Raw genomic sequence first — 14,670 nt, 5'->3', positions numbered from 1 at the left:
GGAGAACCACGAACGACCGGTACGCGCCGACCGACCAGGACCGTCCGGTACGCGCCGACCGACCACGACCGACCGGGACTCATCGAACGACGAGGATGACTACCCGAGTTCCGCGGCGTGCCTCTCCGACGGCTTCTCCGACGGCTTCTCGGACAGTTTCTCCGCCCGCTTCGCCGAACGCTTCTGACGAGGTTCCTGATCGGGCAGCCAGCCGAAGGCCAGCGTGCTGCCCACCGCCCCCATCAGCAGCCCCACGACGAAGCCGCCGATATTGGACGTGAGCCACGTGCCCAGGGAGAGCATGATCCCGAGGATGGAGTAGAACAGGCGCTGCGCCGGATTGAAGATGATCAGCAACCCGCACACGATCATCAGCGAGGGCAGGAGGTAGCCAGCCAGCCCCTGCATTCCGATCTTCAGGATGACCGGGAGCGGCGCCTTCATGGTCACGAGGATCTCGGCGCCGCCCAACGCCAGCAGCAGACCACCGGCGAACGGCCGGTGACCCCTCCATTCCCGGAAGCCGCCCACTAGTCGCAGCCCTCGCTCTCGAACCTCATGTGCAGGTCGGGGAGCTTGAAGACGGCCGCGGTGGCGGCGTAGTTGTGCTGGTACAGATCGGTGATGGTGACCGAGTCGGCCTGCTGGCCGTAGACGCCGGGCTGACCCTTCTGGTCCACCTTGTCGAACGTGCTGGAGTCGCGGCCGATCTCGATGTTGTTGAACGAGGCGTCGCCCGAGATGTCGTCGGAGTCGATCGCCAGGTTCTTCACGCTCACCGGCGTGCCCTTGTTGCCGGCGGTGAGGACCAGCTGGATGCCGCCGAGGTCGACGCTCTGGCAGAGGTTCGTCAGCTTGCCGTTCTTCACGACCGAGGTCACCACCAGCACCTGACCGCCGGTGTCACCCTCGTTCGGGCTGTTCTCGATCATGTGGTCCAGTGCGCCGAACTGGGCGAAGCCCTCACCGTCGAGCTTGTCGGCGGTGACCACGAACGGCATGCCGGAGATGGCGAACTGGACACCCAGAGCGCCCTGCGCGGTCAGGATCATCAGACCGGCGGCGACCGCCGTGGCCGGCACCGCCATCACCGCGGCGCGCTTCAGACGGACCCGCCCGCGTCTTCCGGACGCTTCGGGACCCTCGGGTCTTTCGTTGGTGGACGCCGTGGCGTCCGAGGACGAGGCCATGTGTGCTCCCTGGACTTCCAAGTCATTGCAGTTGGGGCAACGGCACGTTGTCCTGGCGCGGACAGCGGTTGCGGCGCACGCCTGAGAGCACCTCCCGAGGTGCAAGGGCTTACTTGCTACGCCGCAGTAGCCATTCCGGAAGTTACCGGTGGTTACATTCAAGGGTCAAGGTGCTTGTGGCAAAAGGATGTTGGTTGTGCTGTCCCTGTGAAAGCTGAACATCTCTCACCTTTGGTTTTGCCTCCGGAGGGCGTTGATTTCGGCCAACCCCGAGGTGGTCCGCTGTCATCAACTTCGTTGTGATGTATTGACGTTGACTCTTCATCAGGTCTACAACTCTCCCGGGTTTCCCCCACGGATCCGTGGCGCCGGATCCGACGCGCAGCGCCTGTCACCGTCCCGAACTCCCCGTCGCCGACGGGGTGTGGGTGATCACCTGAACACGCTGCGCGGCCCACGCGGCACCACCCCTCGCCGCGGTGCCGGGCACGGTCGCCTTCCCCTCCACCGGGCCGTGTTCCGGTCCCCGGCTGTCGCTGTCGATCCGTCACGTACGGAGAAGGCGTGCCACGGATCGACAGCGACCGTACGGCGCCCTGCGGCATCGCCGCGTTCCCCCACGCGAACGATGACCACTCGCGCGCACTCACCGCAGCCCACGCGCCGTCGAGGGCTGCTCACCCGCACCTTCCGAGGGCCTTGTCGGCCCTCACATCCCGAGAAGAGGCACCCCCATGCGTACGCGATCCCTCCTTGCCCTCGCCGCCGGCACCGCCGCCCTGATGGTGTCGGCCATCAGCCCCGCCTCCGCCGCCGACACCGTGCTCACCACCGGCGGTCCCGCCGGCGACGCGGTCGCGGTCGGCGACGTCCTCAGCGCCTCGCTGGCCTCCGGCACGGCCGCCACGTTCTACTCCAGCGCGACGGGCACGAGCGGCGTCTCCTGTGCCGCGTCGACCTTCACCGCCACGGTCACCGACAACCCGGCGGCGCCCGGCACCGCCACCGAGACCGTGGACGCGCACACCTTCGGCAGCTGCACCAGCAACGTCTTCGGTGTGACCGGCGTCAACAGCGTCACGGTCAACAACCTGCCCTACACCACCACCGTCACCTCGGACGGCGTCGTCACGGTCAGCCCGGCCGCGGGCTCGGTCCTGCAGACCACCGTCGTGCTGCGCACGCTGCTGGGCACCATCAACTGCGTCTACCAGGCGCCCAGCATCACCGGCACCTCCGACAACACCGACAACAGCATCAACTTCACCGCCCAGGCCTTCACCAAGACCTCCGGTTCCTCGCTCTGCTTCGCCAACGGCTACTTCACGGCGAAGTACGCGCCCGTCACGGACACCACCCAGGGCGGCACGACGGTCTTCACCAACTGACCGCGCAAGCAGGTCGGTCACCGGTCCGGCGGTCGGTGACCGGCCCGAGGCGCTGATCGGTCGCCCGACCAGTCGCCTCGATCGGCGGCCCGGTCGCTTGCCCGATCAGCCGTCGACGCGAGAGCGGCGCCCACGTCCGCGGAAGTGGAGGGCGGCGCCCACGGTGAGCACCAGGACCGTGGCGCCGCCCGCCACCAGCGGTACGGAGGTGCCGCTCTCGTCGCTCGTGGAGGCGACGGGGCTGCCGGGGTCGGCCGCCCGCGCGTCGCCCCCGGCGTCGCCGGGTTCGGCGGCCGGTGCCTCGGTGGACCGCGTCGGCGCCGCCGTGCCCGGCTCGGACCCCGCCTTCTCGTCGCCCGCCCTCTCGTCGCCCGGCTTCCCGGCGGTCGGATCCTCGGCCGCGGTCTCCTCGCTCCCGGCCGGCGCCCTCTCCGAACTCCCGCCGCCCGCACCGGAGTCGGCCTGCTTCGCCGCCGGGAACACCACGTCCGAGCACGAGTAGTAGGTGTCGACCGTGCTCGTGTTCTGCCAGATCGTGTAGAGCACATGGTGCCCGGCCCGATCGGCCGGCAGTTTCGCCGAGAACCGGTAAGAGCCGTCGCGCAGCGGCGGGTCGGTGACGGAGGCGAACGGCTTCTCGGGCAGATCGGACCACTTCAGCGGCTTCGTGGGGTCGTACCCCGGCTTCGTCAGGAACAACTTGAAGGTCCCGGTGTGCGGGATCGTCGACCGGTACGTCAGATCCAGCGTGGTACCGGGGGAGAGGCGGGTCGAGGGCCAGTCGGCGCGGGCCAGGTCGAGCCCCTTGTAGGCCGCGAGCCCTCCACTGCACAACCGCCCGTCGGGGACGACCTCCCGGTCCCGCCCGTTCACCCCGGCGATCCGCATGTTGTCCCACGCGGTGAAAGGCGCCCCGTTGGCGGCGACGGCCGCCTCGCACGCCGCCGAGGCCCGGCTGCCGCCCTCCGGCGAGCACGCCGAGACCCGGCTCACCGGGTCCGTCGGCGCACCGTGCGCCCAGGCCGGTCCGCCGGCACCCACCGTGAGAAGCAGAGGGGCCACCACGGTGGCCGCGGCGGTCGTGACGACGGCGCGGAGGCCGGTGCCACGACGGCCGCCGGCGCGGCAACCGGTCGTGTGACGCGCGGTCGCGCGGCGGGCGGACAAGCGGTACATCCGGTACGTCCGATCCATGGGGGTCGAGTGGGTGACGGTCCACGGTGTCGTACGGGACCCACGGGTGCCGCGTTCAACGGCCCACCCCCGTTCGACCGGTCGGATCCGGCCATGCGCAGTGCGGCGGGAGAGGTTCGGCAAACCCGGCGAAGCGGCACATCGGACCCCGACTGCCGGGCGTCATAGGGGAGTTCCCCGGGGGTCGAGGGTTTTCCCCGTATCCCCATGACCTGGGCCTTGCCTAGTGTCATCGCACAGCCGAACCACAGGTAACCCCTGGTGGGCGGCTCGCGCCTGGCCGGTCTTTGCGCCATCCCTTTCTGGACCCCCCGCCGCTTCGATGAAGAAGCGCTTCTCTGCCGCTCCTCCCCTGACATGAGCAGGCCACGAAAGGCGAAGCCCTTGCGTACTTCTCCCTCTCGCACCGCAGGACAGAAGCTCATATCCGTCGCCGCGGTCTCCGTCGTCCTGGTGGCCGGCATGACCTCCTCGGTCGCCGTCGCCCAGGCCCCGTCCGCGAAGGCCGACGCCGCCCCCGCCGTGGCCGGTGCCACCGAGGCCGCGCCCGGCACCGTCGCCGAGCGCCTCATCGTCGGCTACAAGTCCGGCGCCGCCGAGGCCACCTCGAACAAGGCCGCCGACGCAGACGCCGCGGCCAAGGGCAAGGAGGCCGGCGAGAGCCTCGACTTCCAGCGCCGGCTCGGCAGTGGCGCGGCCCTCGTCGACCTGGGCGAGGACCTCACCAAGACGGACGTCGCCGACGTCATCTCCGAGTACCGGGCGGACCCGCAGGTCGCCTATGTCGTCCCGGACCGCCTGAACAAGGCGATGGCCACCCCGAACGACACCGAGTACACCAAGCAGTGGGACCTCTACGAGTCCACCGCGGGCATGAACCTGCCGGCCGCCTGGGACAAGACCACCGGCACCGGGGTGACGGTCGCCGTCATCGACACCGGTTACGTCGCCCACTCGGACCTCGCCGCGAACATCGTCGGCGGCTACGACTTCATCGCCGACACCGCCGTCTCCAACGACGGCAACGGCCGTGACAGCAACCCGGCCGACCCGGGCGACTGGACCGCCACCAACGAGTGCGCCGCCGACTGGGCTGCCACCACCTCCTCCTGGCACGGCACGCACGTCGCGGGCACCATCGCCGCCGTCACCAACAACAGCAAGGGTGTCGCCGGTATCGCCTACGGCGCCAAGGTCTCCCCGGTCCGCGTGCTCGGCAAGTGCGGCGGCTACGACTCCGACATCATCGACGCCATCACCTGGGCGTCCGGCGGCAGCGTCTCCGGCGTGCCCGCCAACACCAACGTCGCCAAGGTCATCAACATGAGCCTCGGCGGGGGCGGCGCCTGCACCGCCGCGACCCAGAGCGCGATCAACGCCGCCGTCAACCGCGGTACCACGGTCGTCGTCGCGGCGGGCAACAGCAACGCCAACGCGGCCAACTACTCGCCGGCCAGCTGCAACAACGTGATCTCGGTGGCGGCCACCAACCGCGCCGGCTCCCGCTCGTACTACTCGAACTTCGGCTCGGTCGTCGACATCGCGGCCCCCGGCGGCGAGACCCGCACCACCGAGTCCGGCGGCATCCTGTCCACGCTGAACACCGGCACCGCCGGCCCGAGCAGCGAGACGTACGACTACTACCAGGGCACCAGCATGGCGGCCCCGCACATCGCGGGCCTCGCCGCACTGCTGAAGTCGGCGAGCTCCGCGCTGACCCCGGCCCAGATCGAGTCCGCGATCAAGACCAACTCGCGTGCTCTGCCCGGCACCTGCTCGGGCGGCTGCGGCGCGGGCCTGGCCGACGCGGCCAAGACGGTGCAGGCGGTGACCGGTGGCTCCGACGGGGGCTCCACGGGGGGCACCACCTTCACCAACACCACGGCCGTCTCCATCCCGGACAACGGCGCGGCGATCGAGTCCTCGATCTCCGTCACCGGCCGCACGGGCAACGCCCCCTCGGCCCTCCAGGTCGGCGTGGACATCACCCACACCTACCGCGGTGACCTGGTCCTGGACCTGGTGGCCCCCGACGGCTCGACCTACCGCCTGAAGGCCTCCAGCTCGGACTCCGCCGACAACCTGGTCACCACCTACTCGGTGAACGCCTCCAGCGAGGTCGCCAACGGCACCTGGAAGCTGCGTGTCCAGGACGTCGCCGCCGCGGACACCGGCCGGCTCAACAGCTGGAAGCTGACCTTCTAGTTCCGGGCCGCCAGGCCCGGGGCCCCGGCTGACCGGCCGGGCCGACTGACCGCCACCCCCCACTGCCGGCGGCCGACCGATGCGAGCGGGCATCGGTCGGCCGCCGGCGCATGCGCGCCGGGCGTTAGCGTGTGCGCATGGCTACAGAGAAGTTCGAGGGGACCGGGCCGGGCCGGGGCCGGCCCGGGGAAGCCCACGAGAACCCGGCCGGGGGACCCGGCGCGGGGGCGGCCGGTGCGTTCGGCGCGGCCCCGGTGGTGACGGCGTGCCCCCGCTGCGGCGCCACGGGCCCGGCAGTGCGCACGGTTCCCGAAGCCTGCGCCGCCCCCGACTCCCCGGCCTCCGGCCTCTCCGACCGGCTGGCGAAGGCACCGGGGACGCACACCCGGTTCGACAGTTTCGCGCACTTCCTGGAAGGCATGGTCCTGGCGGGTATCGGCGCCGGACTCGCCTACAGCGGCGTACAGGACGACAAACCCCCCTACACGATCGGCGGCGCCGTCCTCGCCGTGCTGCTCTTCGTCGGCACCCTCTGGGTGATCGGCGGCGAGTCCCGCGAACGCGCAGCCGTCGCGGCGGGCAGGCCCCGCGCCGAAGAGCTCTGGCAACCCGCCCACCACTGCGCGTCCTGCGACAGCGTCTTCTACCCCAGCGGCAGCCCGTGGCCGGGCCCGCTGACGACGGACCAGTTCAGGAAGTACGTCTGGACCGAGGCCGGTTTCGACAAGCAGATGGACGAGCGTCTGAGGACGGTGGAACTCCCGCCCCGGACCCCCGCCGACCCCACCGGTCAGCTCGGCCCCACCGCCCCCGGAGGGACCCCCGGTCATGCCTGACACCGCTCCCGTGATCGACTGCGCGGACCCGGCCTCCTTCCCGCACAGTGTCCTCGCCGAACGGCACCCCGCCCTCGTCCGCAAGGTCCAGGACGCCACGCCCTACGGACCCGAACAGCGCCGCGCCCTCGACGCGTTGCTGCACGAGACCCTCCACGGCACCGTCGAAGCACCGGCCGACGACGCCTGGTGGGACACCTGGAACGCCCGCCGCTACGCCGGCCGCTCCTGGTTCTCCCTCCCCTTCCTGGCCGCCGAGAGCTGCTTCTACCGTCAACTCCTGCGCGCCGTGGGCTACTTCGGCCCCGGCCCCTGGCAGGGAGTCGACCCGTTCCGCCCCTTCAAACTGGCCGAACTGGACACTCCCGAGGCCGCCGCCGAACTGGCCGCCCTCGGCCCCCTGTCGGAACAACCCCTGCCCGACCAGCTCAGCGCCCTCCTCCACGGCTCCCTCTGGGGCAACCGGGCGGACCTCGGTTTCCGTCTCCAGAGCACCGAGGGGACGGCGGTCGACTCCCCTCTGGTCGTGGACGACAGCGACGCACTGCTCCCGCTGCTGACGGGAACGGCACCCGACCCGCACGCGCGCGGCACCGGCCCCGCCGGCAGGACCCTCTGCCTGGTCGCCGACAACGCGGGCCGCGAACTGATCCCCGACCTCCTGCTCGTCGACCACCTCCTCACCCACGGCCACTTCGACCGCGCCCTGCTGCACCTGAAGCCGTACCCGTACTTCGTCTCGGACGCCACCACCGCCGACACCCTCGACGCGGTGCGCCACCTGGTCGCGGCGAAGACCGACGCGGGGCACCGCCTCCACAGCGCCCTCTCCGAAGGCCGCCTGACCCTCCGCGCCCACCCCTTCTCCTGCGCCCCGCTGCCCTACGCGGACATGCCCGCCGACCTGCGCGCGGACTTCGCCTCCGCCGACCTGACCCTGATGAAGGGCGACCTCAACTACCGCCGCCTGGTGGGCGACCGCCTCTGGCATCCGACCACCCCCTTCACCGAGGTCACTTCCTACTTCCCCGGCCCCGTGGCAGCCCTCCGCACCCTCAAGTCGGACGTCGTCACAGGCCTGACCCCCGAAACGGAGACCACCCTCACCACGACCGAGGGCCGGCGCTGGCGCACCAGCGGGACCAGGGCCGTGATCCAGCTCAGGACCTGACGGATGAGGTGGTCCGCCTTCTCACGGGACGCGGGGAACCGCTGCGACCAACCCCCACCGCGCCCCGCACATGGGCGTGAAACCAGCGAGGTTCACGCGATGGTGTGATCATGTGCCCCTGTCCGGATGCCCGCCCGAGGCCACGGGTAGGGCCCGGCCATGACGCAGCCGTTCGAACTCCCGCACTTCTACCTGCCGTATCCCGCGCGGCTGAACCCCCACCTCGAAGAGGCCCGCGCCCATTCCTCCGCGTGGGCCCGGGAGATGGGCATGCTGGAGGGCTCCGGCGTGTGGAACCAGGCGGACCTCGACGCGCACGACTACGGCCTGCTGTGCGCCTACACCCACCCCGACTGCGACGGTCCGGCGCTCTCGCTCATCACCGACTGGTACGTGTGGGTGTTCTTCTTCGACGATCACTTCCTGGAGTTCTACAAGCGGTCCCAGGACCGCCCCGGCGGCAAGGCACACCTCGACCGGCTCCCGCTCTTCATGCCCCTGGACCTCTCGACCCCCGTACCGGAGCCGCGGAACCCGGTGGAGGCGGGCCTCGCCGACCTCTGGGCGCGCACGGTGCCGTCGATGTCGATGGACTGGCGCCGTCGTTTCGCCGTGGCCACCGAGCACCTGCTGAACGAGTCGATGTGGGAGCTGTCCAACATTAACGAGGGCCGGATCGCCAACCCGGTCGAGTACATCGAGATGCGCCGCAAGGTCGGCGGCGCGCCCTGGTCGGCCGGTCTCGTCGAGTACGCGACCGCCGAAGTCCCGGCCGCCGTCGCGGGATCGAGACCGCTCCGGGTCCTGATGGAGACGTTCTCCGACGCCGTCCACCTGCGCAACGACCTGTTCTCGTACCAGCGGGAGGTCGAGGACGAGGGCGAGAACAGCAACGGCGTCCTCGTCCTGGAGACCTTCTTCGGCTGCGGCACCCAGCAGGCCGCCGAGACCGTCAACGACATCCTGACCTCCCGGCTCCACCAGTTCGAGAACACCGCGCTCACCGAAGTCCCCGGCCTGGCCCTGGAGAAGGGCCTCACCCCGGCCGAGGTCGCCGCCGTCGCGGCCTATACGAAAGGGCTCCAGGACTGGCAGTCCGGCGGCCACGAGTGGCACATGAGGTCCAGCCGCTACATGAACGAGGGCGCCACCTCCGCGCGCGGCCCGCTCGACCTCGGCGGCGCGGTCCTCTCCGGGCCCGCCCTGGTGGCCCGAGCCGGGTTCGGCACGTCCGCCGCCGACGTGGGTGCCCTCCTCGCGACCGCCGCGGCGGAACGGCTGCGCGCCCACACCCATGTGCCCTACCAGAAGGTCGGGCCCTCCCTGCTCCCGGACTTCCACATGCCGTTCGAGGTGGAGCTCTGCCCGCACCTGGACGGCGCCCGCCCCCGTCTCACCGCGTGGATGCACGAGATGGGCATGCTGAGCGAGGGCGTCTGGGACGAGGAGCGGCTCGCCGCCGCCGACCTGCCGCTCTGCTCGGCGGGCCTCGACCCGGACGCGACTGCCGAGCAACTCGACCTCAGCTCCGCCTGGCTGGCCTGGGGCACCTACGGCGACGACTACTACCCCCTCGTCTTCGGACACCGCCGCGATCTCGCCGCCGCACGCCTGACCACAGCCCGGCTCTCCGACTGCATGCCCGTCGACGGTGAGCAGGTCCCGGTCCCGGCCAACGCCATGGAACGGGGCCTGATCGACCTCTGGTCCCGCACGACGGCGGCGATGACCCCCGACGAGCGGCGCGGCCTGAAGGCGTCCGTCGACAAGATGACGGAGAGCTGGGTGTGGGAGGTGTTCAACCAGATCCAGAACCGGGTCCCCGACCCCGTCGACTACCTGGAGATGCGACGCGCCACCTTCGGCTCCGACCTCACCCTGAGCATGTGCCGGATGGGCCACGGCCCACAGATCCCGGACGCGGTCTACCGCAGCGGCCCCGTCCGCTCCCTGGAGAACGCGGCCATCGACTACGCGTGCCTCGTCAACGACGTCTTCTCCTACCAGAAGGAGATCGAGTACGAGGGCGAGGTCCACAACGCGATCCTCGTCGTGCAGCACTTCTTCGGCTGCGACTACCCGACCGCGCTCGGTGTGATCCATGACCTGATGACCCAGCGAATGCAGCAGTTCGAGCATGTCGTCGCCCATGAACTCCCGGTCGTCTACGACGACTTCGCGCTGTCGCGGGAGGCCCGCACCATCATGGACGGCTATGTGACCGACCTGCGGAACTGGCTGTCCGGCATCCTCAACTGGCACCGGCGCGTCGACCGGTACAAGCCCGAGTTCCTCGCCCGCCGGGCCCACGGCTTCGTCCCGGACCGGCCACCGGTGCTGTCCTTCACCCCGGTGCACGCCGGCTGAGCGGGAGACGGTCGGTTCACGCCGGCCGGCGTGCCGCCGCCCGGGTCGCGTGCTCGACCGCGGCCCGGGCGAACGCGCGCACGATCGGGTGCGGACGGCTGCCGTCACCGGCCAGCTCCGGCTGGAAGAGCGTCGCCAGGAAGAAGGGGTGGTCCGGGAGTTCGGCGATCCGGACGTGCCCGTCCTCGTCGTGCCCGGAGAACCGCAGACCGTGTGCGCGCAGGGTGTCGAGGTGACGGGTCGGACCGTACGCGCAGAAGTACCGCTCGACCGACCGTTCGGCGTTCATCACGGACTGCGCGAGCGAGCCGGGCTCGATGACGACCGTCCCCTCGTGCCCGACCAGGGAACACGCGAGCGGCTCGATCAGGAAGTCCTCGGCGTCCGGGTCGGTCTCGGCGTGCGCGACCCGGGTGAGCCCGCACCTGTGCCGGGCGTACTCCAGCAGCGCGTGCTGGAAGCCACCGCACGTGCCGAGGAACGGGACGCCCTCCTCCCGTGCGGTCCGGATGGCGGAGAGCACCCCGGCCTCACTGCGGTACGGGCTGCCGGGCACCACCCATACGGCGTCGAACCCCCGTACGGCCGCCGCGTCGGCCTCGGCGTCCTCGGAGGGGATCCAGTACGCGTCGAGGACCAGCCGGTCCTGTCCGGCGAGCGCGTCGAGGAGGAGCGGGATCCGGCTGTGCGAGACGACGTCGGGTGACCGGTCGCCGACGAGGGCCAGCCGGGCGGACCGGGCCGACAGGACGGACTGGGCCGACAGGATGGACTGGCCCGACCGGGCGTGCGAGGCGGACGGGACGGTACGGGAAGAGGCGGACTGCGCCGCGTCGTTCGTCATGCCCGTCATCCTGGGCGCGGCCCCCACTTCACGTCCAACGATGATTTCCGCATCCCCCATAAGCATCTCTGATGGACCGGTGGGCGATCCTGTCCGCCATGGATCCGCATCTGTTGCGCACGTACGTCACCGTGGCCCGGCTCGCCTCCTTCTCCGAGGCCGCGCGCGAGCTGGGCTACACCCAGTCCGCGGTGTCCCAGCACATCGCGTCGCTGGAGCAGGACCTCGGTGCCCCGCTGCTGACCCGGCGCCCCGTCCTGCCCACGGCGGCCGGCGAGCGGCTGCTCGAACACGCCGGCCCCCTGCTGCTGCGTCTGGAGGCCGCCCGCGCCGACGTCGTACGGATCGCGTCCGCGCCCGAGCACGGGCTGACGCTCGCGGTGACCCCGACGGCACTCGGCCCCCGTGTCGTCGCCGCGCTGCCCGCCGCCGGGGTGACCCTGCGGACCCTCGCCCGCGACGAGATTCCGGCGGCCGTCGCCACCGGCGCCGCCGACCTCGGTCTGGTCGACGGGCTCGCCGCCCCCAGCGACCCCCTCCGGCTCCCCGACGTGGCACCCCTGACCACCCGGGGCGTCGGCGAGGAACCCGTCTGCGTCCTGCTCCCCGCCGGTCACCCCTTCGCGCGGCGCCCCGGCCTCCGCCTCACCGACCTCGTCGACGCCCGCTGGCTCGACGCCCCCGGCGCCGGGCTCCCGCTGGACCGGCTCCGCACCGCGAGCGGTACCGGCGGTGTCCGCACCGCCCTCCGCTACGAGGGCACCGACCTGCGCACCCTCACCACCCTCGCCGCCGCCGGACACGGACTGACCGTCCTGCCGCGCGGCTTCGCCTCCGACGTCCCCGGCGCGGTCGCCGTCCCGCTCGTCGCGCCCCGTCTCGTGCACCGTACGGAGATCGTCCACGGCGGAACGCCCGGCGGGGCGGCGGCGGCACTGGTGCGGGAGCTGACCGACCCGCGGCCGCTGTGAACGCTCCATGTGACGGGGCGTCAGTCTCACTCGTTCGTGGCTCGTCGAGCCGTGGTGCCCCGGGTAGGTCTCCGGCCGGAGGTGGCGACACCATGGAACAGACCGCGTTGCGGCCCAAGCCCATGCCCGGCGGGGAGTCCGGCGGCGACCGTCCGTCGGGCACCGCCCGGCGCCCGCACGCCGCACCCCGACGCGCCCGGCAACGCCTGATCACCCTGCTGCTGACCCTGGTCACCTGCGCGGCCCTGGTCCTCTCGGGGGTCGGGCTGGGCACGATGGGCGCCACGGTGATCGGCATGAGCAGGCTCGCCGAGCTGCGGGACCGGGCGCCTGGTGCACCGGGCGCGCCGGGCGCTTCCGTCCGCCCGGACGCCGACGGCCGGGCGCGGGACGGCGTACCCAAGTCGGTGCAGGGTGAGGGGAGTTCGGTGCCGCCTGCCATCGGCGCGCCCACCCGCCCCACGCTCGGTGTCGAAGCCGTCGACGCTCCCGCAGGCGCACTGGGCGGCGGCGCCCTCGTCGTCGGTGTCCACGTCCCCGGCCCCGGCTACGCGGCGGGTCTGGTCCGTGGCGACACCGTCCTCGCCCTGGGCGGCACCCGGACCGGCTCGGCCGCCGACCTCGCGCGGGCCGTCGCCGCCGCGCGCTCCGGGGTGGCCCTGAAGCTCCTCGTGCGGCACGCGAACGGCACCCGGCGGCACCTGGTCGCCGTACCGGGCGTCGTGACCTGACGGGCTCGCGCCGCCCTCACCGCTCGTGCCGCCGTTCGGCGAACGTCTACACGGCCACTCTGAAGTGACTGGTCAGCCGCCCCTCGTCGTCCAGGACATGGAACGCGAGCCCGGGCGGTGCCTCCCGGTCCGCGACCGCGTCGCCCTCCCAGGGCAGCCGCAGCGTCCAGGTGACGCCGGGGCCGACGACCAGCGGACGCCCGGCGAAGGCGGTGGCGGCCGGTGTGTGGGCGTGGCCGGTGATGATCCCCGCGATCTCCGGCCGGCGCCCCAGCAGTCGGGCGAGCTTCGCGGGCTGGCCCAGCCGGTACCCGTCCGGCAGCCGGTGGTGGAGCGCCACCGGCGGGTGGTGGAAGGCGAGCAGGACGTGCCGGTCGCCGTCGAGTCCGTCCAGGGTCTCCTCGATCCAGGCGTACGTCTGCGCGTCGAGCTCGCCGTCGTCCTGGCCCGGGATGCTGGAGTCGCACATCAGCACGGCCGCGTCCGCGAAGACGTGCACGCCGTTGACCGGTCCGTCGGCGGGCGGTTCCCCGAGGAGCGCCTTGCGGTAGGGCGCCCGGCTGTCGTGGTTGCCCGGGCAGGTCAGCACCGGGAAGGGCGCCCCGCCCTCGCGCAGCCCCAGCAGACGGGCCGCCTCCTCGTACTCGGCCTCCGTGCCGTGGTCCGCGATGTCCCCGGTCACCAGCAGCGCGTCCACCGGTCCCGGCAGCCCCCACAGCAGATCCCGTACCCGCTCGGCCCGCCGGGTGGCCCGCTCGCTCCCGTCCAGATGCAGATCACTGATGTGCGCGAGTACGAGCATCGTCGTACGCCTCCCTCGGGGCGTTGCCTTAATGGAACGATCGAATACAAGCATTAGTTCTAATGGAGAAGCAACCTGCAAGCGTTAGTCGGGGTGGCCGGAGAGGGGTCGCGGACGGCGCGGACCGCGCGGACGGCACCGTGGAAACGCGCTGGCCGGACCCGCCGAGCCACGGGCACGATGGCGGGATGCTGAGCACCCTTCTCGCCTTCCTCGGCGCCTGCACCCTGATCGCCGCCTCGCCCGGCCCCAGCACGGTGCTGATCATCAGGGAGTCCCTGCGCAGCAGGCGTTCCGGCCTCCTGACCGTGCTCGGCAACGAGACCGGTGTCTTCGTCTGGGGCGTCGTCGCCGCGTTCGGCCTGACCGCGCTGCTGGCCGCCTCCGAGCTGGCGTACGACGTGATGCGGATCGTCGGCGCGATCGTCCTCGTCGTCTTCGGCGCGCAGACCCTGTGGCAGGCGCGCCGGACGAAGGGGCAGCCGGAGAACGTGGGGGAGGCGGCCGAGAAGAGCGGCTGGGCGTCGTATCGCGGCGGGCTGCTGCTCAACCTCGCCAACCCCAAGGCGGCGATCTTCGCGATGTCGTTCCTGCCGCAGTTCGTGCCCGAGGGCGCGCCCCATCTGCCCACCATGGTGGGGCTCGCCGCGCTGTGGGCGGTCCACGAGATCGGCTACTACGGCCTCTACGTCTGGTTCGTCGGCCGGATGAGGGCCGTGCTGTCGCGCGCGGGAGTGCGGCGGCGGCTGGAGCAGGTCTCCGGCGGCGTGCTGCTGCTCCTCGGCGCCCGTCTCGCGCTGGAGAGCTGACGCGCGGGCATGTACGACGGTTGACGCCACGCGCCAATCGGCTCGCGTGTACTGCGGCGGAGGGGCAGGATGCTGCCCGTAGCCCCAGGGAACTCCGAGCACGCGGAGGCATGGATGACCGGCACGCCCAGCGACGGCACCGCGACCGCCACGCCCGACGCC

At 71.7% G+C, this 14,670-nt stretch carries 13 protein-coding genes; 8 read left to right on the top strand and 5 right to left on the bottom strand.

The genetic code is table 11. The features are described from left to right. Window positions 1-99: 99 nt before the first annotated feature. Together K1J60_RS10430 and K1J60_RS10425 are read right to left on the bottom strand one after the other, a co-directional pair. Complete coding sequence (locus tag K1J60_RS10430) at window positions 100-531, bottom strand: DUF6114 domain-containing protein (RefSeq protein WP_220645969.1); 432 nt, start codon at window positions 529-531, stop codon at window positions 100-102. Continuing rightward, window positions 531-1,190, bottom strand: a complete 660-nt coding sequence (locus K1J60_RS10425) for a DUF6230 family protein (RefSeq protein ID WP_220645968.1) — start codon at window positions 1,188-1,190, stop codon at window positions 531-533. The genes K1J60_RS10430 and K1J60_RS10425 overlap by 1 nt, the downstream gene beginning before the upstream one ends. 734 nt (window positions 1,191-1,924) lie before the next feature. Between K1J60_RS10425 and K1J60_RS10420 the strand changes: the two genes are divergently transcribed. After that, window positions 1,925-2,578, top strand: a complete 654-nt coding sequence (locus tag K1J60_RS10420) for a Tat pathway signal sequence domain protein (protein ID WP_220645967.1) — start codon at window positions 1,925-1,927, stop codon at window positions 2,576-2,578. Window positions 2,579-2,683: 105 nt separating this feature from the next. Here K1J60_RS10420 and K1J60_RS10415 read toward each other — a convergent pair whose 3' ends face one another. Further along, complete coding sequence (locus K1J60_RS10415; protein WP_259407657.1) at window positions 2,684-3,772, bottom strand: lytic polysaccharide monooxygenase auxiliary activity family 9 protein; 1,089 nt, start codon at window positions 3,770-3,772, stop codon at window positions 2,684-2,686. A 384-nt stretch (window positions 3,773-4,156) separates the two neighbouring features. On the opposite strand from K1J60_RS10415, the gene K1J60_RS10410 reads away from it, so the two are divergent. From K1J60_RS10410 to cyc2, 4 genes are all read left to right on the top strand, one after another. Beyond that, window positions 4,157-5,977, top strand: coding sequence for a S8 family peptidase (locus K1J60_RS10410; protein ID WP_220645966.1), 1,821 nt, complete (start codon window positions 4,157-4,159; stop codon window positions 5,975-5,977). A 137-nt stretch (window positions 5,978-6,114) separates the two neighbouring features. Then, window positions 6,115-6,813, top strand: a complete 699-nt coding sequence (locus K1J60_RS10405) for a hypothetical protein (RefSeq protein WP_259407656.1) — start codon at window positions 6,115-6,117, stop codon at window positions 6,811-6,813. Then, window positions 6,806-7,984, top strand: a complete 1,179-nt coding sequence (locus K1J60_RS10400) for a damage-control phosphatase ARMT1 family protein (protein WP_220645965.1) — start codon at window positions 6,806-6,808, stop codon at window positions 7,982-7,984. Before K1J60_RS10405 ends, K1J60_RS10400 begins: the two co-directional genes overlap by 8 nt. Before the next feature lie 159 nt (window positions 7,985-8,143). Next, the gene (gene cyc2 / locus K1J60_RS10395) at window positions 8,144-10,351 is read left to right on the top strand and encodes a germacradienol/geosmin synthase Cyc2 (protein WP_220645964.1); all 2,208 of its coding nucleotides are present in this window, start codon (window positions 8,144-8,146) and stop codon (window positions 10,349-10,351) included. Between the two features lie 16 nt (window positions 10,352-10,367). Here the strand turns inward: cyc2 and K1J60_RS10390 are convergent, their stop codons facing one another. Continuing rightward, window positions 10,368-11,195, bottom strand: coding sequence for a CTP synthase C-terminal region-related (seleno)protein (locus K1J60_RS10390; protein ID WP_220645963.1), 828 nt, complete (start codon window positions 11,193-11,195; stop codon window positions 10,368-10,370). Between the two features lie 98 nt (window positions 11,196-11,293). Here K1J60_RS10390 and K1J60_RS10385 point away from each other — a divergent pair, with 98 nt between their 5' ends. Together K1J60_RS10385 and K1J60_RS10380 are read left to right on the top strand one after the other, a co-directional pair. After that, complete coding sequence (locus tag K1J60_RS10385; RefSeq protein ID WP_033529495.1) at window positions 11,294-12,166, top strand: LysR family transcriptional regulator; 873 nt, start codon at window positions 11,294-11,296, stop codon at window positions 12,164-12,166. Window positions 12,167-12,258: 92 nt separating this feature from the next. Next, the gene (locus K1J60_RS10380) at window positions 12,259-12,897 is read left to right on the top strand and encodes a hypothetical protein (RefSeq protein ID WP_220645962.1); all 639 of its coding nucleotides are present in this window, start codon (window positions 12,259-12,261) and stop codon (window positions 12,895-12,897) included. A 46-nt stretch (window positions 12,898-12,943) separates the two neighbouring features. Here K1J60_RS10380 and K1J60_RS10375 read toward each other — a convergent pair whose 3' ends face one another. Then, window positions 12,944-13,699 (bottom strand): phosphodiesterase, encoded by a 756-nt coding sequence (locus K1J60_RS10375; RefSeq protein WP_220645961.1) that lies wholly within the window; start codon window positions 13,697-13,699, stop codon window positions 12,944-12,946. A gap of 188 nt (window positions 13,700-13,887) precedes the next feature. Between K1J60_RS10375 and K1J60_RS10370 the strand changes: the two genes are divergently transcribed. Next, the gene (locus tag K1J60_RS10370) at window positions 13,888-14,508 is read left to right on the top strand and encodes a LysE family translocator (protein WP_220645960.1); all 621 of its coding nucleotides are present in this window, start codon (window positions 13,888-13,890) and stop codon (window positions 14,506-14,508) included. The last annotated feature ends 162 nt before the right edge of the window (window positions 14,509-14,670 follow it).

It is taken from the genome of Streptomyces akebiae, assembly GCF_019599145.1.
GTDB classification, from domain to species: domain Bacteria; phylum Actinomycetota; class Actinomycetes; order Streptomycetales; family Streptomycetaceae; genus Streptomyces; species Streptomyces akebiae.
The sequence above is the reverse complement of the archived record's forward strand: the minus strand, read 5'-3'. Positions and strand labels throughout refer to the sequence as shown.

Coding starts and splice junctions, on each gene's coding strand:
- K1J60_RS10425 (WP_220645968.1), bottom strand. CDS start 1,190: ATGGCCTCGTCCTCGGACGCCACGGCGTCCACCAACGAAAGACCCGAG.
- K1J60_RS10420 (WP_220645967.1), top strand. CDS start 1,925: ATGCGTACGCGATCCCTCCTTGCCCTCGCCGCCGGCACCGCCGCCCTG.
- K1J60_RS10415 (WP_259407657.1), bottom strand. CDS start 3,772: ATGGATCGGACGTACCGGATGTACCGCTTGTCCGCCCGCCGCGCGACC.
- K1J60_RS10405 (WP_259407656.1), top strand. CDS start 6,115: ATGGCTACAGAGAAGTTCGAGGGGACCGGGCCGGGCCGGGGCCGGCCC.
- K1J60_RS10400 (WP_220645965.1), top strand. CDS start 6,806: ATGCCTGACACCGCTCCCGTGATCGACTGCGCGGACCCGGCCTCCTTC.
- cyc2 (WP_220645964.1), top strand. CDS start 8,144: ATGACGCAGCCGTTCGAACTCCCGCACTTCTACCTGCCGTATCCCGCG.
- K1J60_RS10390 (WP_220645963.1), bottom strand. CDS start 11,195: ATGACGAACGACGCGGCGCAGTCCGCCTCTTCCCGTACCGTCCCGTCC.
- K1J60_RS10385 (WP_033529495.1), top strand. CDS start 11,294: ATGGATCCGCATCTGTTGCGCACGTACGTCACCGTGGCCCGGCTCGCC.
- K1J60_RS10380 (WP_220645962.1), top strand. CDS start 12,259: ATGGAACAGACCGCGTTGCGGCCCAAGCCCATGCCCGGCGGGGAGTCC.
- K1J60_RS10375 (WP_220645961.1), bottom strand. CDS start 13,699: ATGCTCGTACTCGCGCACATCAGTGATCTGCATCTGGACGGGAGCGAG.
- K1J60_RS10370 (WP_220645960.1), top strand. CDS start 13,888: ATGCTGAGCACCCTTCTCGCCTTCCTCGGCGCCTGCACCCTGATCGCC.